At 60.8% G+C, this 20,127-nt stretch carries 16 protein-coding genes; 7 read left to right on the top strand and 9 right to left on the bottom strand.

Translation table 11 applies throughout. The annotated features are described in order from the left end of the window. Positions 1-13 precede the first annotated feature (13 nt). From HB676_RS21550 to HB676_RS21525, 6 genes are all read right to left on the bottom strand, one after another. On the bottom strand, positions 14-781 hold the full coding sequence (locus HB676_RS21550) for an ABC transporter permease (RefSeq protein ID WP_213740190.1): 768 nt from the start codon (positions 779-781) through the stop codon (positions 14-16). A gap of 3 nt (positions 782-784) precedes the next feature. Then, positions 785-1,660, bottom strand: coding sequence for an ABC transporter ATP-binding protein (locus tag HB676_RS21545; protein WP_213740188.1), 876 nt, complete (start codon positions 1,658-1,660; stop codon positions 785-787). A gap of 336 nt (positions 1,661-1,996) precedes the next feature. After that, a complete protein-coding gene (locus tag HB676_RS21540) occupies positions 1,997-2,920 on the bottom strand; it encodes a LysR family transcriptional regulator (RefSeq protein WP_213740187.1) in 924 nt (307 codons plus the stop codon). A gap of 160 nt (positions 2,921-3,080) precedes the next feature. Further along, complete coding sequence (locus HB676_RS21535; protein WP_213740185.1) at positions 3,081-4,253, bottom strand: restriction endonuclease; 1,173 nt, start codon at positions 4,251-4,253, stop codon at positions 3,081-3,083. Next, positions 4,253-5,536: a hypothetical protein gene (locus HB676_RS21530; protein WP_213740183.1), complete on the bottom strand. Its 1,284-nt coding sequence runs from the start codon at positions 5,534-5,536 to the stop codon at positions 4,253-4,255. Before HB676_RS21530 ends, HB676_RS21535 begins: the two co-directional genes overlap by 1 nt. Positions 5,537-5,716: 180 nt before the next feature. Continuing rightward, positions 5,717-6,907: an adenylate/guanylate cyclase domain-containing protein gene (locus tag HB676_RS21525; protein WP_213740181.1), complete on the bottom strand. Its 1,191-nt coding sequence runs from the start codon at positions 6,905-6,907 to the stop codon at positions 5,717-5,719. A 444-nt stretch (positions 6,908-7,351) separates the two neighbouring features. Here HB676_RS21525 and HB676_RS21520 point away from each other — a divergent pair, with 444 nt between their 5' ends. Continuing rightward, on the top strand, positions 7,352-8,080 hold the full coding sequence (locus HB676_RS21520; protein ID WP_213740179.1) for an outer membrane beta-barrel protein: 729 nt from the start codon (positions 7,352-7,354) through the stop codon (positions 8,078-8,080). 201 nt (positions 8,081-8,281) lie between these two features. Then, positions 8,282-9,343, top strand: a complete 1,062-nt coding sequence (locus tag HB676_RS21515; RefSeq protein WP_213740176.1) for an MBL fold metallo-hydrolase — start codon at positions 8,282-8,284, stop codon at positions 9,341-9,343. A 104-nt stretch (positions 9,344-9,447) separates the two neighbouring features. Here HB676_RS21515 and HB676_RS21510 read toward each other — a convergent pair whose 3' ends face one another. Beyond that, positions 9,448-9,897 carry a cupin domain-containing protein gene (locus HB676_RS21510; protein WP_213740174.1) on the bottom strand — a complete coding sequence of 150 codons (450 nt, stop codon included), beginning with the start codon at positions 9,895-9,897 and terminating at the stop codon, positions 9,448-9,450. A 228-nt stretch (positions 9,898-10,125) separates the two neighbouring features. On the opposite strand from HB676_RS21510, the gene HB676_RS21505 reads away from it, so the two are divergent. Next, positions 10,126-11,652 (top strand): amidohydrolase family protein, encoded by a 1,527-nt coding sequence (locus HB676_RS21505; protein WP_213740173.1) that lies wholly within the window; start codon positions 10,126-10,128, stop codon positions 11,650-11,652. A 48-nt stretch (positions 11,653-11,700) separates the two neighbouring features. On the opposite strand, the gene HB676_RS21500 is transcribed toward HB676_RS21505, so the two are convergent. Then, positions 11,701-11,964 (bottom strand): hypothetical protein, encoded by a 264-nt coding sequence (locus HB676_RS21500; RefSeq protein ID WP_213740172.1) that lies wholly within the window; start codon positions 11,962-11,964, stop codon positions 11,701-11,703. A gap of 198 nt (positions 11,965-12,162) precedes the next feature. Here HB676_RS21500 and hemA point away from each other — a divergent pair, with 198 nt between their 5' ends. From hemA to HB676_RS21485, 3 genes are all read left to right on the top strand, one after another. Then, positions 12,163-13,392 (top strand): 5-aminolevulinate synthase, encoded by a 1,230-nt coding sequence (gene hemA, locus HB676_RS21495; RefSeq protein WP_213740171.1) that lies wholly within the window; start codon positions 12,163-12,165, stop codon positions 13,390-13,392. A gap of 15 nt (positions 13,393-13,407) precedes the next feature. Beyond that, complete coding sequence (locus tag HB676_RS21490) at positions 13,408-13,737, top strand: GlpM family protein (protein WP_213740170.1); 330 nt, start codon at positions 13,408-13,410, stop codon at positions 13,735-13,737. A 172-nt stretch (positions 13,738-13,909) separates the two neighbouring features. Then, positions 13,910-17,419 carry a hybrid sensor histidine kinase/response regulator gene (locus tag HB676_RS21485; protein ID WP_213740169.1) on the top strand — a complete coding sequence of 1,170 codons (3,510 nt, stop codon included), beginning with the start codon at positions 13,910-13,912 and terminating at the stop codon, positions 17,417-17,419. 1 nt (position 17,420) lies between these two features. Here the strand turns inward: HB676_RS21485 and HB676_RS21480 are convergent, their stop codons facing one another. Beyond that, complete coding sequence (locus HB676_RS21480; protein WP_213740168.1) at positions 17,421-18,095, bottom strand: response regulator transcription factor; 675 nt, start codon at positions 18,093-18,095, stop codon at positions 17,421-17,423. 382 nt (positions 18,096-18,477) lie between these two features. Between HB676_RS21480 and HB676_RS21475 the strand changes: the two genes are divergently transcribed. Further along, entirely contained in the window at positions 18,478-20,103 is a 1,626-nt protein-coding gene (locus HB676_RS21475) for an MFS transporter (protein ID WP_213740239.1), read from the top strand. The last annotated feature ends 24 nt before the right edge of the window (positions 20,104-20,127 follow it).

Raw genomic sequence — 20,127 nt, 5'->3', positions numbered from 1 at the left:
AAATGATCTGATGTCATGCGGCCACCGCGCTCTGGCGTGTGGCCCAGCCGGTGAGACGCGCTTCTGCGAATGAGAACAGGCCGTAAAGCGCGATGCCGGTGATGGAGATCAGTGCGAGGCCCGCAAACAGCAGCGCGACGTCGAAATTGGCGGACGCCACCATCATCACGGTGCCGATGCCGTAATTCGAGGCGATGGTTTCCGACGTGATCGAACCGATGAAGGCGACGGTGATGGCAACCTTCAGCGAGGCAAACAGATAAGGAAGCGTACGCGGCAGCGCCACGTTCCACAGAATGTCGCCCCGGCTGGCGCCCAGCGACCGCAGCACGTCTTCGAGTTCGGGTTCGCTGGTCGAAATTCCCGTCGCGACATTCACGACAACGGGAAATATCGAAAGCGAAAGCGCGGTGAGTACCGCCGGAAATGTCCCGGCGCCGAACCAGATCACGAAGATCGGAATGATCGCCACTTTCGGCACCGACGAGAAACCGATCAGCAGTGGATACATCGTGTCATAAGCGAGACGCGAACTTCCGATCATGACGCCGGTCACCACGCCCGCGACAACGCCGAGCGCGAAGCCCGTCAATGTGCTGGTGATGGTTTGGGCGAGATGGGGCCACAGATCCGGAAATCGCGTGACCAAAGTCACCAGCACCTGGCTCGGCAGCGGCAGTACCAGATCGCTCACATGCAGCAGGCGGCAGAGCAATTCCCAGATCGCGAAGAAGCCGAAGATCACGGCGGTGGCGGACAAGACCCGGGTAAAGCGTGCCATGGTTCAAACTCCCGCGCCGGCAGGCTGCAGCGGGGCGATCAGCTCACGCATCCGCCGGCCGAGCGCGACAAAGTCAGGCTCGTAGGTCATCGCCAGCGTTCTCGGATACGAAAAGGGAACCGGCGTGTCGTCGATGATCTTGCCGGGACGCGGGCTCATGACGCAGATTCGTGACCCCAGATAAGCGGCCTCGCGCAGGTCGTGCGTCACAAGAAGAACCGTCGGACGCCTGTCGAGCCACAGCGCCTGCAAGGTCCCCCAGAGTTCTTCCCGGGTGAACTGATCCAGCGCGCCGAAGGGTTCGTCGAGCAGCAGCAATTGCGGATCGTGCACCAGCGCGCGGCAGAGATTGGCCCGCTGCAGCATTCCGCCCGACAATTGCCACGGGAAATGATTGGCGAAACCATCGAGGCCGACTTGCGCCAACAGACTGCGGACGCGATCGCGAAACTCGGTCTTTCGCTTGCGCCGGTATTCGGAGCGAAACGGCTGCACGATCTTGAGCGGCAGCATCACGTTTCGCTCCACCGTGAGCCACGGCATCATGCTGGCGTTCTGAAACGCCATCCCGACTCGCAGCGTCTTGGCGGCGACCTCCCGCCCGCCGACCACGACGACACCGCTCGTCGGTCGAACCAGACCGCTGACCAGCCGCAGGATCGTTGATTTGCCGCAGCCCGACGGTCCCACAAAGGAAATGAACTCGCCCTTGCGGACATCGAGTGTGGTCTCGCCTAGCGCCGTGGTGGCGCTGCGGCCCGCTCCGTAGCGGACCGAGACAGCTTCGAGTTCGATTACTTTGCCCGGCTGTTCGGAAGAAACTGGAACCCGGTCGGCCTCGACAACAAGTTTCGGTCCCGATCGGGCCGCGTTATTCATTGCATGTCCTCGCTGATCGAGGCTTTCACAAGCAATGGACGGGCCAGCCGCAATCGAGGCGTCGGCCGCGGAACGCGCCCTCGCGTGAGCGGGGCGACGTTGCTTGAATTGTGCGACTTCCCGAGAACGCATCGATGGATCCTCTAGAGCCTTATCGGTTCTGATTGAATCAGAACCGGGCTCTAGTCTTTTGTTTTGACGCGTTTTCTTCACGCGAACCGGTATCCACTTCGCTCGAAACGCTCCAGGGAGAAAACCTAGAGGCCCTCTGGCGTTCCAGATAGCCACTTAATTATGATCGTGATGTTCTCATATAGGCAACAACGGGAGTCGATTTCACATCCCGTCGAGTTGACCGATCGCCGTGCTCAGAAGTTTCGATAGAAGCGCAGGCGGCTCGGTTGGGAAGGTTTTCGCGCGCGACGCCAGTAGAAGGCGCCGTGGACGCATCGCCGGGTCGCGAAGTGGCACGAACAGCAACTCGCCGCGCAGCAGCTCGCTTTCGACCCCGACCCGCGTTTGAAACGCGACTCCCAGTTTCGCGGTGACGCATTTGGCCATCAGGTCGATCGAATTGGTCACGGCCCTTGGATCGAATTCGATGCGGCTATCCAATAGCGCGCCTTCGATCGACGATCGCAGCGCCAGCGTGGCGTCCGACAGAAACACCCGCTCGCCGGCAAAGTCGTTCAACCGGACTTCCTTGCGTCCGGCCAACGGATGGCCCGGCCACAACAGCGCGCCGAGCGACAGGCTTGCACCGGCCAGCCGCTGCGTGCCCTTCGGGATGCGGGCATCGAAGGCGATGCCGAGTTCGGTTTCGCCCTCGGCCACCAGCCGCAAGGCTTCGCTCGAACCGACGGTCCGCACTTCAACCGCGACATTGGGAAGCCGTTGCCAGAATGCGGCCAATATCCGCGGCAGCAATCCCCGCGTTACGCTCTCGACGGCGGAAACGCCGATCTTGCCGCGCCGCAGGCCGGTGAGGTCGTTGATGATCGAACAGGCCTGATTGAGCTCGGACGCGCTCGCCCGCGCGTGGTAGACCAGTATCTCTCCGGCGCTGGTTAGTTTGAGGCGTTGTCGAACCCGCTCGAACAACGGCAGCCCAAGCACCTCTTCGAGCGCCTGGATGGTCCGGCTGATCGCCGAAGGCGCGACGTTGAGCGCCTTGGCCGCACCTCTGATCGAGCCGAGTTGCGCGACGGTCTGAAAATAATGCAGCCGGGCCGAAACCAGACCGAGCCTGTTCGCATCCATCGATGCCCTCCGGTGGAAACTGCCGCACCGGCGGATTCAGCTTCTTCCGGGACTGTAACAGCACCCGCCCCGAGTTGTTGCCCAAATCTCAACGATGAGATCCAGAATGAACGGATATGGGAACAACTATTTGCGAGCAGGTGGATCGCGCTCGGAAGGATCAATGTTTCTGTTCGGTAACAGGATGCTCCTCCGGCTTCGTGGACTTAAGCGTATCATCTGAAAAAAGATTGCCGTTTTGTTGTGTGGCGTGCGCCTGTTGGGCGACAGTGCCACGTGCAGCATTAGCTATCTTCTCACGGGAAATGCCATGAAAATCCAAAAAAACGCCTAATAGCGAACGCGCCTCTACGGTCAGGGCATCATAATGTAATATATCGATTTTGAACGCATTACGCTCAAGCTCCCGTGCGACGGTGTATAGAGCATCGGTAGCATTTAGTCGTGCCACGTAGTCCGCTATGATTTCCGCTGGGACCTTAGCAGCTTGTTGATCGAAGCCGCGCTCAACCTGAGCAGCAATACTACCTCCATTGGAGACGTGCTGCCTAACAAGGCCAATAGCGGTGCGAACGGGCGTTAGAGCCTCCAGCAAATTGGTCTGGCCATAGCGCACCCCACTAACCAGTGCAGCGCGTCGCTCATCATGTGACTGGAAAGCAAGATCGGCGAGCACAAAATCTAGCCCAATAGCCGCGTAAGCGCACGCCGAATAGAAGCCCCGAAGAGCTACTTGCGCCTGGTCTGATTTTGGGGCGGCCAGTACAGCCTGCTCACCAAAAAAACCCGCAACGCGCAGCGTCATATTCGCGGAATGGATGCCGAAACTGGTAAGCAGCGACGAGCGGGCGGCCAATAACGCCGACCGCCAATCAGCGCTTCTTCGCGCCGTATCGACGGTCTTGAACAAACCATCATATTCCTCAGATGAATGTTGATCGCCTAATCTAAGCTTCGGCGTGCTCGCGAGCTTGTTGAGTGCGTCACCATCCAGCAACGTTACACTGACGGATTTCGCGAGGCGGCGAGAGCTGGGTCGCTTGTCCGTGCTGGCAACTATCGCTCCATCCACCTTCAACGCCGACTGCAGCCCTCGAGCCCAAATCAGGCGTTCCGCGGCCTTGGGCTTCGTCTTGTTTTTTGCATCGACGATCAAGCGGCGGCGAGTAAGTGCCGCTGGTCGCTCATATAGCCAAACGTCCACGTCTGTCACGTCTTCGTCATCGAGACGGTAGGGCACTCCGCGGACCGCGAAGTACCCGGCTTGCCAAAAGTACTCCTTGAGTGTCTCTTCGAGTTCGAGGCCTTTGCGACCCGTGTTCGCATCTGACATCAGAATGTGCCCCCTGTACGCAACGCTGAGAGGACATCACGCGTCATCTTCTTGCTTTCCGGTGTCTGACGTTTACGCCGGAACGTATCTCGGGTCTGTTCGGGCCCCGCGAAACCTGACATGTTTCCTTCAAACGGTCTGTCGAGCGCGGCGGACGAGGCCACCTCGCCGGTCGTGAACACCGCGAGCGCCATCTCGCCAATGTCTTTTTTTAGTAGTTTCATTAGGTATCCGTATTGAGTACCGGGGCGCGTTTGGATTACGCCCTTCGTCTCCAACACGCGATAATCCTCACCGATGGCCGTTGCCGGCCCAATCTCACGGCCAGAAATGAGGGACCGGAGAAGCGCTGCGATCGAGCCGATTCGACCAGTACCTTGAGACCTGAGCGTCATACCGTAGGTCAATGCCGCTACCAACGCCTTGGCGAGATCAAACGCATCATCGACCATGGGGTCGTTGAACTTGTGAAAGGCAGCAGGACGCGTGACAAAGCCGTGCTCGCCAGACGCGTTCATCACGTGATTGACGTCGTACATGCTTGCCGCACGCAGTTTGTCAAATAGCGCAGTGCCAAGAAGCCTCTCTGCTTCCGGCAACGTAACACATCCCTTTTTCTGAAGAACCGCGTCCAACTCTGCCACTTTGGTATGGTCAGCCTGAGACAACGAACCAAGAACCCGGCTCACCTTGTTGATGTTGTCGCGACGGAAAAGATTTCCGTTGAAGTACATACGGCTTCCGTCAACGGCTTCAGCATCGACGAAACCGATCAACTCTGAGCGTTCGAGGAGTTCGCCAACACGTCGCGACGAAAGCGAGAATTCATCCGCAATCAGCTCGATACTTTCCTTTTGCATGACAGGCGATACTGAAGCGACATCTGCGAGCACGATTGCCGCTCGCTCCTCGGCTGTCGGGTCCTGTTCCTCAAATATATCACAAGCATGTTGGACCGTTACACCGGTGGTAAGACCAAGGGCAACAACGTCGCCATTTTGTGATGTGTCGATCACCCGTCTTCGTTTGAGCATGGCCAGCAAGGAGACTAGCTCTGTCTTGGGGTTCAGGCCCGCTGCCTGCGCAAATGCATCGACGCGCTTCTTAGGGATCAACAATTCCTCGTTGGCAGCAAACCGGGAGAGCAGTGACGAAGCTTTGCCCGCAGCATCGATGGCGGGGAACTCAGCCGAAGCATTTTGGGTTGACGCAGTCTTTTGCGAATGATGGACTACCCACGCTCCCTTTTCCTTCTTCGGAATATTCTCGTACCGTGTATTCATTATGCGTCACTAATCTATGGTTGCGGGGCGGAGACAATCTACCCTAACTCGATCCTCCGCAAGCTGTCCGTCAGTCGTCCTCAGGAATTCCTAAGCTACCAGAGCGGCGTAGCAACTGCACCCCAACCAGATACAGAACGCTAATTGGAGAGCACCGTCCTTGCTTCCTGATCGCGCCTCTCAACCAACCGGCACCGTCAGGATCGGCATCAGGATCTCGCGGCCGCGCAACCGATGCTCGCCGAGCGGCTGCCAGGATTCGGCCACGGCGTCCGCGAAAGTCTCGGTGGCCAGTAGCGGACAGCCAAGCTGCTTGGTCAGGTCCTGCACCCGGACCACTTCATTGACCGCGGCGCCGACGACCGTGAACTGCAGACGCTCGGGCACGCCGACATTGCCGTAAATCACCTGGCCCAGATGCAGCGAGATGCCGAAGTCGAGTTCAGGCCCCCCGGCATTATTCGACAGCGAGACTTCAAGCCGCCGGCGGGCTTCATGGGCGGCGGCAAGCGCACGCGCGCAGGCTTCCTGCGGTGAACCTTCGACGCGGAACAGGCCGAGCACCGCGTCGCCGATCAGCGACACAACCTCGCCGCCATGGTCGAGTACCGCCGATGCCGTCATTTCGAAATAGCGCCCCAGCAGCTCCAGAAAATCTTCAGTCGAGAGCCGGTCGGCGAGTTCGGTGGAGCGGCGAAGGTCGCTGTACCACAATGCGGCTGTGATCTTCTCGCCATCGCCGCGCCGGATCGAGCCGTTCAGCACGGCCTGGCCGGCGTGCCGGCCGAGATAGGCATGGGCGATATTTTCCGCGACGCTATGTTCGAGCCGCGACTTCATCGCGATCCCGAGTTCGCGGGTCACACGCTGGAGCTGGGCAATCTCGTCGTCGGTGAAGCCGGAGGCGCGGTCGCCGAGCCATGAACAGATCACGCCGTTCTGTCCGGACGGATCGAAACTGATCAGAAAGATGAGATAATCGGTGCCGCCGAGCCCGCGAAAATCCTCAAGGACCTCGAAATCGAGCAGCGCCGTCGGACCGGTCAGCCGGCGCCGGAACACCGGCAGGCGATTGGTCAGGGCATAGCCGACCGGGCTGCGGAGAAATTGCTCCTGGCCGGTCTGTTCAGGGCGAAAGTGCTCGACAAGGACGTCCCGCTTCATACTCCAGGTCAAGGTGCTGGCGTCGTAGAGCGGATGCAGCACCCGGAACGCGAGTTGCGACCGCATCACCGGTATTCCGACCGCGCGCAGCCGCAGGCAAAGTTCGCCAAGGAGTTTTGCCGGCTCGGATTGCTGCAACGCTTCGTCGGCGAGCCACTCGATGATGGCGCTGCTCAAAACGCTCGACGCTGTCAGCATAGTGTCCATGCGGGGCGACCTTATCCGAAATCAGGTCCGCCACCAGCGGCAGGGGCGTTTCGACGCACGGGCGAGAGGCCCGGATGATGAGGATTGAAGACCCAGAGTGAGGCCGACCGGACTGACGAAGCCAATCCGCGCATTGATCGGCTCCACAACAGCATAAAGAGAGCGCTCGAAGCGGCTTTTCGAGCATCGCCATTTCAGTTCCCGCTGTTGCCTCCGAACAACGCCTGACGGCCTGAAATTAAGGCTTCTTTTGGGTTTGATTAAGGCCCCGTTAAGCACGAAAAATTGTTGTTCCCCAATAGGTTGAGTTCCCGTCGGGTTCTCGTTTGGTGTGACCGATAAGTGACAGCTTTTTAGTCAAAAGCTGGCTAAGTGCGCGCCTCGCCGTTCATTCGGCCAACTTGAAAAACGCCAAAACTCAATATCGTTCTGGAGAACAAACCAATGAAGAAGTTCCTGCTCACCACTGTGGCCTTCGTCGCCCTCGGCGCGACCGGGTCAGCACTTGCCGCCGATCTTTCGGCCCGCGCCCCCTACACCAAGGCTCCGGTCTATGCCGCTCCGCTCTACAACTGGACCGGCTTCTACATCGGCGGTCACATCGGGGGCGCCTTTAACGGCGACAGCAATTTCGGTGGCCTCACCACCGGCAACAACGGCGACGGCCGCTTCCTCGGCGGCGTGCAGGTCGGCGCTGACTACCAGTTCGCCCCGAATTGGGTGATCGGTGCGGAAGGCCAGTATAGCTGGCTCGCCAACAACAACGGCGGCATCATCTTCCCGGGCGGCTTGACCTACACCAACAACCAGCGCGCGCTGGGTTCGGTGACCGGCCGCGTCGGCTACACCTGGGGTCCGGCCCTGCTCTACGTGAAGGGCGGTTACGCTTACTCCGACAACAACGAATCGCTGGTGTCGGCTGCTGGCCCGGTTGCTTTCGGCTTCAGCGGTGGCCATCGCGATGGTTACACCGTCGGCGCCGGCCTCGAATACCTGTTCGCCCAGAACTGGTCGGCCAAGGTCGAGTACCAGTACTATAATTTCGGCAACAGCTCGTTCGTCGCTCCGGCCGCTCTGGTTCCGTTCGGCAACTTCCGCACCGACGATCACGTGATCAAGGCGGGCCTGAACTACCGCTTCAACTGGGGTGGCCCGGTCGTCGCCAAGTACTGAGAAGTACTAGTAGCCAAGTACTGATCGGCCTGCCCTGCAGTCTGACTAAAGTACTGATCTGAAGTCTGAAAAGGCCGGCCTCGCGCCGGCCTTTTTGCGTCGCATCGCTCTTATGCTTTGCCGAGATCGCAATTGTTTTCGGCTGGCGCCGCGCCGATAGTGCGGCTAAGCCGGATCATCGGCAATTTGCGGCGCAAAACGATGAATTCAAAACCGGAAGCAATTCAGTCCTCGGCCGAGGCACTGCGGTACCCCTGGGAAAATCATCCCGGCCCCGACCAGGTCGTCGAGGTGATGCCCGGCGTCTTGTGGGTGCGGCTGAAGCTGCCGTTCCGTCTCAATCACGTGAACATCTATCTGCTCGCCGACGGCGACGGCTGGGCGATGGTGGATTCCGGATTCGGCAACGAGGAATCGATCGCGGCCTGGACCGCGTTGTTCGAGGGGCCGCTCGCCCATGTGAAGATCTCTCGGCTGATCGTGACCCATTCGCATCCCGACCATGTCGGTCTTGCCGGATGGGTGGTCGAGCGCTTCAACTGTCCGCTCGTCATGTCGCAGGTCGAGTATCTGCAGTCGGTCTATCACCAGAACCGCGGCACCGACGAACGCAAGCTGGCGCAGCGCCTGTTCTTCCGGCGTCACGGCATGGACGAGAGCCTGACCGACCAGTTGCTCGGCCGCGGCCAGGATTACCTGAAGCGGGTATCGGTGCTGCCGCCGTCCTATCGCCGCATCTCCCATGGCGACGAGATTTCGATCGGCACCCGCCGCTTCAAGGTCATTACCGGCGGCGGCCATGCGCTCGATCAGGTCACGCTCTATTGCGCCGCCGACAAGCTGTTCTTGTCGGCCGATCAGGTGCTGAGCAAGATTTCACCCAATGTCAGCGTCTGGGCGGTCGAGCCCGACCAGAACTCGCTCGGCGAATATCTGGCGTCGCTGGCAAGCCTCACCACCACCCTGCCCTATGATTTGCTGGTGCTGCCCGGCCATGGCGTGCCGTTCTACGGATTGAAGACGCGTATCAAGCAACTGGCCGATCATCACGAAGACCGTTGCCGGCTGATCGCCGATGCCTGCCGGGAAACCCCGAAGACCTCCAAGGAACTGGTGCCGGTGGTATTCCACAAGCATGTGCTCGACGTGCACCAGATGGGTTTCGCCGCCGGCGAATTGATCGCCCATGTCAACTACATGCTGGTCGAAGGACGCCTGACGGCGAAAGAGACCGATGGCGTGCTCCACTTCCGGACGACGTGAATTCCCAGAGCGTTTTCAAGCCAACGGGTCGCGCGAACGCGCGCCCGACGACAGGCTCCGTGGATACCGGTTCGCGTAAAGAAAACGCGTCAAACAAAAATGCGTTAGCCCTTGTGGGTATGACCCCAGGTCTCGTCCCAGTCCTGGCCCGCGGGATCGACGACGCGGCCGTCGGCTTCAAAGAACTTGTTGGGAACCTGGAAGATCGCCAGCATCAATCCGCCTTCGGGGCACCACGCCACATGGCGGCTGCCCTGCTCACGCCAGATAAATTCACCGGCGCTGGCCGCGATGCCCTGTGCCGGGCCTTCCTTGTCGACCAGGCTGCCTTCAAGAACGTAGGTCTGCTCGATGTGAACATGTTCGTGATCGGGCAGCACGGCGCCTGGCGCAAAGCGCATCAGCGCGGTCATTAATCCCGTCGACCGATCGAACAACAAGGTCTTGGCCTCGCAGCCGGGGAAGCGGGTCTTCTGCCACTCCATGTCCTGCGGACGAACGAGATGGGAGTGGGTTTCGGCGGCCTGCGAGCTTTTCGGCGTGACGGCGTCCATCGCGATGCTCCGTTCCAGTGAACCTCATGCCGTCATAGCAGCTTTGCCAGCCCTCGTCAGCGAGGCTGAACATGTAAATCATGTTGCTGCGCAGAACGCTGCATCGCAGCAGCAATGCGCAGGGATGACACCAAACGGGGCTTACATCCCGCAAAATGCGGGACTAGTCTTTGGCCGTGTAACCAAGGGGAATTCCACCGCGGAGCATGCATTCAAGGGAGAAGCAAAGTGAGCAGCCAACTGACCGAAGCTGAACTTGCCGCATTGATGCCGTCCGAATTGTGCCGGTACCCGACACCGATCCCGACCCAGATCGTCGCCAGCGACGAATTTTATCCCGATCCGCAGAACGAACGGCAACGCGAAGTCGAATCGCGTCTGCTGGCAATGGCCGACGATCTCGGCGGCAAGCAGGGCCTCGACCGCCGGCGGTTTTTCCAGAGCGCCGCCGGCATGGCCGCGTCCTTTGTGGCGATGAACCAGGTTTACGGGCCGCTGTTCGACGTGACGCCGGCCGAAGCCGCGACCCCGGCGATGGCGCAGGAGCGCGCAAATGCGCTCAAAGACCAGTTCATCATGGATATGCATACCCACTTCCTGCGCGACGACACCCGCATCATGAGCTTCGTCAACATGCGCAAGGCGGTGGGCAAGGCCGGCTGGAACAAGGACCTCAACGACCACGAACAGACCATCGAGGATCTCAAGTTCAACAACTACAAAAAAGAGATGTTTCTCGACAGCGATACCAAGATCGCGCTGATCTCGTCGGCGCCTTCCGACATCGAGCAGGACTGGTTCCTGACCAATCAGCAGATGGCGGATGCGCGCAAGCGGATCAACGACGAAGCCGGTTCGCGGCGGCTGTTTGCGCATTGCATCTTCACGCCGGGACAGCCCGGCTGGCTTGAAAAGCTCGACGCCGGTCTCGAACTGAAGCCGGAATCCTGCAAGGGCTACACCATCGGCGACAATACCCACAAAGATATCAGCCGTTATCCGTGGCGGCTCGATGACGAGAAAGTCGCCTACAAGGGCTATGAGAAGATGGTGAAGGCCGGCATCAAGAATGTCTGCGTTCACAAGGGACTGTTCGCGCCGGGGGTCGAGAAGCAGTTTCCCAATCTGCGCGGCTTTGCCGACGTTGCCGATGTCGGCCAGGCGGCCAAGGACTGGCCGCAGCTCAACTTCATCATCTATCATTCCGCCTACCGTCATGTCGGCGGCGACCCGAAGGTGGCGCTGGCGGAATTCGAGCGCACCGGCCGGATCGCCTGGACCAGCGATCTTGCCGACATCCCGGCCCAGTATGGCGTCAACAACGTATACGGCGATGTCGGGCAATTGTTCGCAACCACGTTGGTGGCCGAACCGAATGTCTGCGCGGCGCTGATGGGCACGCTGATCAAGGGGCTCGGCGTCGAACACGTCTGCTGGGGCACCGACGCACTGTGGACCGGTGGACCGCAATGGCAGATCGAGGGCCTGCGCCGTCTCGAAATTCCCGAGCCGATGCAGAAGAAATTCGGTTTCGCGCCACTCGGCGCGGCCGATGGCCCGGTCAAGACCGCAATCCTCGGCGACAACAATGCACGCCTCTATAATATCCAGCCCAAGCGCGCGATGCTGGAACTCAAGGGCGATCGCTTTGCGATGATGAAGGCGGAATATGAGAAGGCCGGACCCGAGCCGTCCAATACCCGCTACGGCTACGTGGTGCCGAACGGACCGATCGACCATTCCGTGTTTGTCTGAGTTATCCCCACAGCGCCGCCGGGATTACCGATCGGGATTTCGGCGGCGTCAATCCGCCATCGCGAAAGCCTTGCACCAGCCGTCCTTGCTGACCTCGCCTTCCACCACCTTGCAGGAGTTCGGCGGCTCGAACAGCGAACACAGTTCGCAGCTATAAATGTCCTTTGGCGTGCCCTGATATTGCGCCTGCTGCAGCGTCATCTTGTCTGACGCCTGCCCCTGAGAAATCTGCAACAAAAGCCCCGCAGAGACCCCCTTTACGACCGCGCCCATCACCTTTCGCCGCGACTCATCCATGCATTCTTTAACCATGAGCTTTCTCACGGGCTAACCGGTCTGGACCGCGCATATTGATCAAAACGAGCACGGATTGGCGATCCTTGCCGCAAACAACCCAGCTCCCCGCTGGACGGGCGGCAGGACACTCAATTCCGGCTCGACATTAAACCTGGAAAAGCTCTAAAAAGACGCCGCCGCCCCGGCTTCAGGTTCCGTTTCAGGTTTTTTGCGATGGATTACAGCAAGTTCTTCAGTGCCGCTCTCGACCGCCTGCATGATGAGCGGCGTTACCGGGTTTTCGCCGATCTCGAACGCATCGCCGGGCGGTTCCCGCACGCGGTGTGGCATTCCCCGAAGGGCGCCCGCAACGTCGTGATCTGGTGTTCCAACGACTATCTCGGCATGGGCCAGCACCCCAAAGTGGTCGGCGCCATGGTCGAGACTGCGACCCGGGTCGGTACCGGCGCCGGCGGCACCCGCAACATCGCCGGCACCCACCATCCGCTGGTGCAGCTCGAAGCGGAGCTCGCCGATCTCCATGGCAAACAGGCCGCGCTGCTGTTCACCTCGGGCTATGTCTCGAACCAGACCGGTATCGCGACCATCGCCAAACTTATTCCGAACTGCCTGATCCTGTCGGACGCGCTGAATCATAACTCGATGATCGAAGGCATTCGCCAGGGCGGCTGTGAGCGCCAGGTGTTCCGCCACAGCGACGTGGCGCACCTGGAGGAATTGCTGCGCGCCGCCGGGCCGGACCGGCCGAAGCTGATCGCCTGCGAGAGCCTGTATTCGATGGACGGCGATATCGCGCCGCTGGCGAAGATCTGCGATCTCGCCGAGAAATACGGCGCAATGACCTATGTCGACGAAGTTCACGCGGTCGGCATGTATGGCCCACGCGGCGGCGGCATTGCCGAGCGCGACGGCGTGATGCACCGCATCGATATCCTGGAGGGCACGCTCGCCAAGGCGTTCGGCTGTCTCGGCGGTTACATCGCGGGATCCGCCGATATCATCGACGCCGTGCGCTCCTATGCACCGGGCTTCATCTTCACCACCGCGCTGCCGCCCGCGATCTGTTCGGCCGCGACAGCCGCAATCAAGCACCTCAAGACCTCAAGCTGGGAGCGCGAACGCCACCAGGACCGCGCCGCCCGCGTCAAGGCGATCCTGACCGCCGCGGGCCTGCCGGTGATGTCGAGCGACACCCATATCGTGCCGCTGTTCGTCGGCGATCCCGAGCATTGCAAGCGGGCCTGCGACATCCTGCTTGAAGAGCACAACATCTACATCCAGCCGATCAACTATCCGACCGTGGCCAAGGGCACCGAGCGGCTGCGGATCACGCCGTCGCCCTATCACGATGACGGCCTGATCGATCAGCTCGCCGACGCGCTGGTGCAGGTCTGGGAGCGTCTCGGCCTCCGATTGCGCAACAAGTCGCTGGCGGCTGAATAGGCGGTTAGTGGACGGATGGACATTGTCTGGAAGGCTATCATCGGCGGCCTTGTGACAGCGGCGATTGCCCTTCTATCCAGGCGAGGCAACATCCTTCCCGGTATTCTGCCGTTATTTCCGACGTTTGCCGTGATCGCATTGCTGCTTGTCGGCGCCAAGGGCGACAATGCCGGCTTCCGCGAAGCCTGCATGGCCGGCGCCAAAACCATTCCGGCGTATCTCGCCTTTCTGGCCGTCTGCTATTTTGCCGTCGGTCATGTCGACTACCGCATCGCGCTCGCCGGCGGGCTGGTGGTGTGGCTCGCCGTCGCGCTGGGCATTTTCCTGCTCCCGCGCTGGACTTAACGACAACTCCAGTTTCCCAGATTTGACCGGAAAATCGCTGTCGCCTGCGCTGGGGCAAAGCGCTAGATTTTACCCTGAAGCGGGTGCTTTATTTTTAACGCGTTTTCTTCACGCGAACCGGTATCCACTTCGCTCGAAAAACGCTTTAGGGCCCGCAGGGAGTAAAACGGCGATGTTGCACGACTGGGCCGTGATCGCAGCCGCCTTCGGCTACATCGGGTTCCTGTTTTTCGTGGCCAGCTACGGCGACCGGCTGTCGCCGATGCAGCGCGGACGCGCCAGCGCGCTGATCTATCCGCTGTCGCTGGCGATCTATTGCACCTCCTGGACGTTCTTCGGCTCGGTCGGATTCGCCACCCGCACCAGCGTCGATTTCCTGGCGATCTATGTCGGGCCGATCCTGATGATCGCGTTCGGCACGCCGTTGCTTCGCCGCGTGATCCGGCTGGCGAAATCGCAGAACATCACCTCGATCGCCGACTTCATTGCCGCGCGCTACGGCAAGAGCCAGGCGGTCGCCACCACCGTCGTGCTGATCGCGATCATCGGATCGGTTCCCTATATCGCGCTGCAGCTCAAGGCCGTCGCGTCATCACTCGAAACCATTCTCAGCGAGGATCAGGCCTTCTCCTCAATTCCGATCATCGGCGATATCGCGCTGGTGGCCACGCTGGCGATGGCGGCGTTCGCGGTGCTGTTCGGAACCCGCCAGACCGACGCGACCGAACATCAGCACGGCCTGATGCTGGCGGTCGCCACCGAATCCATCATCAAGCTGGTGGCCTTTATCGCCGCCGGCGCCTTCGTCACGTTCTGGATGTTCAGCCCCGTCGAGCTCGTCGAGCGCGCGATGAAGACGCCGGAAGCGCTGCGCACCATCGAATATACGCCGTCGATCGGCAATTTCCTGACCATGACGCTATTGTCGTTCTGCGCCATCATGCTGTTGCCGCGGCAGTTTCACGTCAGCGTGGTCGAGAGCTCCAGCGATGCCGAGGTCGGCCGGGCACGCTGGCTGTTTCCGCTGTATCTGGTCGCGATCAACGTGTTCGTGATTCCGATCGCGCTGGCGGGATTGGTGACCTTTCCGTTCGGCGCTGTCGACAGCGACATGTATGTGCTGGCGCTGCCGATGGAGGCCAACGAGGCTTTTCTGAGCGTCGGCGTCTTTATCGGCGGCCTGTCGGCTGCGACCGCGATGGTGATCGTGGAATGCGTCGCGCTGTCGATCATGGTTTCGAACGATATCGTGATGCCGCTGGTGTTGCAGCGGGACCGTGAATCGCGCGCCGGCCAGAAGGATTTCGGCAACTTCCTGCTGAGAGTCAGGCGTCTGGCGATTTTTGCCATCATGGCGATGGCCTATTTCTATTACCGCGCGCTGGGCAACACCCAATTGGCGGCGATCGGCCTGTTGTCGTTTGCGGCGATCGCGCAGCTCGCGCCGGCCTTCTTCGGCGGTCTCTTTTGGCAACGCGCAACCGCGCGCGGCGCGATCGGCGGCATGCTGGTCGGCGTTGCCGTATGGATCTACACGCTGTTTCTGCCGAGTTTTCTCGACGGCAATATCGCGGGCCTGCAATTACTGCAGCACGGTCCTTTCGGCATCGAGATGTTGCGGCCGCAGGCGCTGTTCGGCGCCGATCTGCCGCCGCTGCTGCACGGCGCGCTGTGGTCGCTGTCGCTCAACATTTTGACCTATGTCGTGCTGTCGCTGGCGCGGCGGCCGTCCTCGATCGAACGATTGCAGGCCGACCTGTTCGTGCCCCATGCGCTGGCGCCGATAACGCCGACATTCCGGCGTTGGCGCACCACGGTGACGGTGCAGGATATTCAAAGCACGGTGGCGCAATATCTCGGCCCCGAGCGCGCTTTGCATTCGTTCGAAGCCTTTGCGATCACCCACCATGCCCGTCTTGACCCGGCGGCGCCAGCCGATTTCGAGCTGCTGCAGCATGCCGAGCATCTGATCGCCTCCTCGATTGGCGCGGCGTCTTCGCGTCTGGTGATGTCGCTGTTGCTACGCAAACGCACCGTCTCTGCCAAGGCCGCCCTGAAACTACTCGACGACTCCCATGCCGCGCTTCATTTCAACCGCGAAATCCTGCAGACCGCGCTCAATCACGTGCGGCAGGGCATCGCGGTATTCGACGCGGATTTGCAGTTGATCTGTTCCAACCGGCAGTTCAGCGAAATTCTGGCGCTGCCGCCGCACCTCATCCAGATCGGGATTCCCCTGCAGGAGATCCTGGAATTCATGGCCGCCGTCAGCCCCTCGGGCTTTGGCGACAGCGCTTCCATGATGGAGATGCGGCTCGCCGCCTATACAACCGAAGGCGAACCCTATCTGGAACGCCTGCCGGATCGTCACATGGTGATCGAAGTGCGCGCCAACCGGATGCCCGGCGGCGGCCTGGTCATCACCTTCTCCGACGTCACCCCGTCTTTCGAAGCCGCCGAAGCGCTGGAACGCTCCAACGCCACGCTGGAAAAGCGCGTACGGGATCGTACCGAAGAACTTACCCGGCTGAATTCGGAACTGGCGCTGGCCAAGAGTACCGCCGAGGACGCCAACATCTCCAAGACGCGTTTTCTCGCGGCCGCCAGCCACGACATTCTGCAGCCGCTGAATGCGGCGCGGCTCTATGTGACGAGCCTCGTCGAGCGCCAGAACGGCGGCGAGGATTCCCGGCTGGTCGAAAACATCGACGATTCCCTGGAAGCGATCGAGGAAATTCTGGGTGCGCTGTTGGATATTTCCCGGCTCGATGCCGGCGCCATGGCGACGTCGGTGACCAGCTTCAAGATGGCCGACCTGATGCGTTCGCTGGAAATCGAGTTTGCGCCGATCGCGCGCGCCAAGGGGTTGAAGCTGACCTTCGTGCCGTCGTCGCTGCCAGTGGAATCCGACCGGCTATTGCTACGCCGGCTGCTGCAAAACCTGATCTCCAATGCGATCAAATATACCCCGCGTGGCCGCGTACTGATCGGGTGCCGCCGCCATGGCCAGTCGCTGCAAATCGGCGTCTACGACACCGGCGTCGGCATTCCCATTCTCAAGCGCGGCGAGATCTTCAAGGAGTTCCACCGGCTGGAGCAAGGCGCGCGGATCGCGCGCGGCCTCGGACTGGGGCTTTCGATCGTCGAGCGGCTGGCTCGGGTTCTCAACCACGGCATCGCGCTCAATTCCAATATCAGCGGCGGCTCGGTTTTCTCGGTCACGGTGCCGATTGCCAAAGCCATCAACCACACCGCCGCGGTGACCAGCGCGACGCCACTGTCGCGGACGCCGATGAGCGGCTCGCTGATCGTGTGCATCGAGAACGACGCGGCGATCCTCGACGGCATGAAAACGCTTCTCACCGCCTGGAACGCCGAGGTGATCGCGGTGGCAGATCCCGACGCCGCCATCGAGGCGATCGAGGCCGCGGGCAAGCGGGTGACGGGTTTGCTGGTCGACTATCATCTCGACCGCGGCAACGGCGTGGCCGCGATCCGGGAGATTCGCCGTCGTTTTGGCGACGGCATTCCCGCGATCCTGATCACCGCCGATCGCAGCCCGCATGTGCGGGCCGCAGCGCGCGAGGAACAGATTGCGGTGCTCAACAAGCCGGTCAAACCGGCTTCGCTGCGGGCGCTGCTCGGCCAGTGGCGCACCCAGCAGATGGTCGCGGCGGAGTAGGTTACGCCGTCGGCGTGCCCTGCCGCCACTGGCCGCCGGCGATTTTAGCGGCCGCGATCACAGCCTGGGTGCGGCTCTCGACGCCGAGCTTCTGCAGGATCGCCGACACATGCGCCTTGATGGTGGCTTCGGACACGCCAAGCTCATAAGCGATCTGCTTGTTGAGCAGCCCTTCCGACAACATCATCAGCACGCGGACCTGCTGCGGGGTCAACGTCACCAGCCGGTCGCGCAGGCGCGTCATGTCCGGATCGGCAACGGCGGTGAGGTCGGTATCCGCCGGCACCCAGACATCGCCGTCCATCACCTTCATGATCGCATCGCGCAGCGTATCGACCCCGAAACGCTTGGGGATAAACCCGGAGGCGCCAAAATCCAGCGAGCGCCGGATCGTGGCGGCATCGTCGCTGGCGGAGACGATCACCACGGGAATCGCGGGATATTGCGCCCGCAGATAAATCAGGCCGGAGAAGCCCGAGATTCCAGGCATGGTCAGATCAAGCAGGATCAGATCGACATCGGAATCCTGTTCCAGCAAAGCGGTCAGTTCCTCGAACGAACCGGCTTCATCGATTCCAGCCGAGGCCACGACGCTGGCCACCGCCTGCCGCAGGGCATCGCGGAACAGCGGATGATCGTCGGCAATGATGAGGCGTGTGCTGGCAGCAGCAGTCATTGATGTCTTGCAAGAGGAGTTGCGAGCCGGGAACATCTCGGCTTGCGGACCTCATTTTCCTGACTGGAATTGTCCACTGACGAGAGGTTGCATGCAAGCGCACAATGTTGCCATGCGGTAAACCGGTTAATCCGGCGATTTGTGCGTCGCAACAAATCTGAAGCGGAGACCCAGCCTGTCGTCGGCAGCGTTCGTCGTTTTGCCGATTTTGCCGTGCGCAGGGCCGAAAGTCTTATTGGGAGAGGTTTCACGGCGATGTTACCGTTGAATAAATCCCGTGAACAATCCGGCCAAGTCCGGCGCATGGGCGAGCTTTGATCAATGATTTCGGGGAGCGAACGAGATGTCCACAATAGCTGTACCGCAGGCGAGAACCGGAGGCATGACGAAGGACGAACGTTTCGTCATTCTCGCTTCATCGCTCGGCACCGTTTTCGAATGGTATGATTTCTATCTCTATGGATCGCTCGCCAGCATTATCGGCGCGCAATTCTTCTCGGCCTATCCGCCGGCCACGCGCGATATCTTCGCGCTGCTGGCTTTCGCCGCCGGCTTCCTGGTGCGCCCCTTCGGCGCCATCGTGTTCGGCCGCATCGGCGATATCGTGGGGCGCAAATACACCTTCCTCGTCACCATCCTGATCATGGGTCTGTCGACCTTCATCGTCGGCCTGCTGCCGAATGCCGCGACGATCGGCTTTGCCGCGCCGGTGATCCTGATCGCGTTGCGTCTGGCACAGGGCCTTGCCCTCGGAGGCGAGTATGGCGGCGCCGCAACCTATGTCGCCGAACATTCCCCGCAGGGCAAACGCGGCTACTACACCTCGTTCATTCAGACCACCGCGACGCTCGGCCTGTTCCTGTCGCTGCTGGTGATTCTGTTTACCCGCACCGCGATCGGCGAAGCCGATTTTGCGGCCTGGGGCTGGCGTATCCCGTTCCTGGTGTCGGTACTTCTGCTCGGCGTCTCCGTCTGGATCCGGCTGCGCCTCAACGAGTCGCCGGTGTTCCAGAAGATGAAGGACGAGGGCAAGAGCTCGAAGGCTCCGCTGACTGAAGCCTTCGCCAACTGGAGCAATGCCAAGATCGTCATCCTGGCACTGATCGGCGGCACCATGGGTCAGGGCGTGGTCTGGTACACCGGCCAGTTCTACGCGCTGTTCTTCCTGCAATCGATCCTGAAGGTCGATGGCTATACCGCGAACCTTCTGATCGCATGGTCGCTGTTGTTCGGCACCGGTTTCTTCATCGTATTCGGCGCATTGTCAGACAAGATCGGCCGCAAGCCGATCATCCTGGCGGGCTGCCTGATCGCGGCGCTGACCTTCTTCCCGATCTTCAAGATGATCTCGTCCAACGCCAACCCGGCACTGGAAAAGGCGATCGAAGCCACCAAGGTCGAAGTCGTCGCCGATCCCGCAGGCTGCGGCGATCTCTTCAATCCGGTCGGCACCCGCGTCTTCACGTCGCCCTGCGACACCGCACGCGCCTTCCTGGCCCAGTCGTCGGTCAAGTATACGACCGTTGCTGGTGCAGCCGGCTCGGGCGTAAAGGTTGTCGTCAACGGCAAGGACGTGGCCTACACCGACGCCAAGACCTCCAACCCGGCAATCACGACCGCTGTTGCTGCCGCGGGCTATCCCAAGGCCGGCGATGCCGGCATCGTGAAGATGGCCAATCCGTTCGATATCTTCCGTCCGCAGGTCGCCGCGATCATCGGGCTGTTGTTCATCCTGGTGATCTTCGTCACCATGGTGTACGGGCCGATCGCAGCGATGCTGGTCGAACTGTTCCCGACCAAGATTCGCTACACCTCAATGTCGCTGCCCTATCACATCGGCAACGGCTGGTTCGGCGGATTGTTGCCCGCGACCTCGTTCGCGATCGTGGCCTCAACCGGCGATATCTATGCGGGTCTCTGGTATCCGATCATCTTCGCATCGATCACCGCGGTCGTCGGCTTCTTCTTCCTGCCGGAAACCAAGGACGTCGACATCAAGTCGAACTGATTGCCGCCCGCGGCGCTCGCCGCG

The sequence above is a fragment of the Bradyrhizobium sp. dw_411 genome (assembly GCF_018449695.1).
Classification (GTDB): domain Bacteria; phylum Pseudomonadota; class Alphaproteobacteria; order Rhizobiales; family Xanthobacteraceae; genus Bradyrhizobium.
The sequence above is the reverse complement of the archived record's forward strand: the minus strand, read 5'-3'. Positions and strand labels throughout refer to the sequence as shown.

Coding starts and splice junctions, on each gene's coding strand:
- HB676_RS21540 (WP_213740187.1), bottom strand. CDS start 2,920: ATGGATGCGAACAGGCTCGGTCTGGTTTCGGCCCGGCTGCATTATTTT.
- HB676_RS21480 (WP_213740168.1), bottom strand. CDS start 18,095: ATGACTGCTGCTGCCAGCACACGCCTCATCATTGCCGACGATCATCCG.
- HB676_RS21485 (WP_213740169.1), top strand. CDS start 13,910: ATGTTGCACGACTGGGCCGTGATCGCAGCCGCCTTCGGCTACATCGGG.
- HB676_RS21500 (WP_213740172.1), bottom strand. CDS start 11,964: ATGGTTAAAGAATGCATGGATGAGTCGCGGCGAAAGGTGATGGGCGCG.
- HB676_RS21510 (WP_213740174.1), bottom strand. CDS start 9,897: ATGGACGCCGTCACGCCGAAAAGCTCGCAGGCCGCCGAAACCCACTCC.
- hemA (WP_213740171.1), top strand. CDS start 12,163: ATGGATTACAGCAAGTTCTTCAGTGCCGCTCTCGACCGCCTGCATGAT.
- HB676_RS21520 (WP_213740179.1), top strand. CDS start 7,352: ATGAAGAAGTTCCTGCTCACCACTGTGGCCTTCGTCGCCCTCGGCGCG.
- HB676_RS21515 (WP_213740176.1), top strand. CDS start 8,282: ATGAATTCAAAACCGGAAGCAATTCAGTCCTCGGCCGAGGCACTGCGG.
- HB676_RS21545 (WP_213740188.1), bottom strand. CDS start 1,660: ATGAATAACGCGGCCCGATCGGGACCGAAACTTGTTGTCGAGGCCGAC.
- HB676_RS21525 (WP_213740181.1), bottom strand. CDS start 6,907: ATGGACACTATGCTGACAGCGTCGAGCGTTTTGAGCAGCGCCATCATC.
- HB676_RS21475 (WP_213740239.1), top strand. CDS start 18,478: ATGACGAAGGACGAACGTTTCGTCATTCTCGCTTCATCGCTCGGCACC.
- HB676_RS21550 (WP_213740190.1), bottom strand. CDS start 781: ATGGCACGCTTTACCCGGGTCTTGTCCGCCACCGCCGTGATCTTCGGC.
- HB676_RS21490 (WP_213740170.1), top strand. CDS start 13,408: ATGGACATTGTCTGGAAGGCTATCATCGGCGGCCTTGTGACAGCGGCG.
- HB676_RS21530 (WP_213740183.1), bottom strand. CDS start 5,536: ATGAATACACGGTACGAGAATATTCCGAAGAAGGAAAAGGGAGCGTGG.
- HB676_RS21535 (WP_213740185.1), bottom strand. CDS start 4,253: ATGTCAGATGCGAACACGGGTCGCAAAGGCCTCGAACTCGAAGAGACA.